1 protein-coding gene is annotated in these 349 nt (G+C 55.9%); it reads left to right on the plus strand.

Features of this window, described 5'->3' with window-relative positions; all coding sequences use genetic code 11:
• Positions 1 to 349: NAD(+) synthase (gene nadE / locus KMS84_RS44205; protein ID WP_256921478.1), on the plus strand; the 349-nt coding region annotated here is incomplete at both ends.

The following is a 349-nucleotide window of genomic DNA, read 5'->3' on the forward strand; positions in this document are numbered from 1 at the left end:
GCCGTACCACTACACGGCCCAGATGAGCCAGGACGATGCGAAAGAAGAAGCCGATATCCTGGGCGTGAAGTACAGCGTACTGCCCATCGCGTCCATGGTCGAAGCCTTCCTCTCTACGCTTGCGCCAATGTTCGAAGGTTTAGGCAAGGACACCACCGAAGAAAACCTCCAGGCCAGGTGCCGTGGCACGATGCTCATGGCCATCTCCAACAAGAAGCGTTATCTGGTGCTAACTACCGGTAACAAGAGCGAGATGGCTGTTGGCTACGCGACCCTTTATGGCGACATGGCTGGCGGGTTCGACGTCCTGAAAGATGTGCCCAAAACCTTGGTCTTCAAGCTCTGTGAG

The sequence above is a fragment of the Streptomyces hilarionis genome (assembly GCF_024539675.1).
Lineage (GTDB): Bacteria > Actinomycetota > Actinomycetes > Streptomycetales > Streptomycetaceae > Streptomyces > Streptomyces hilarionis.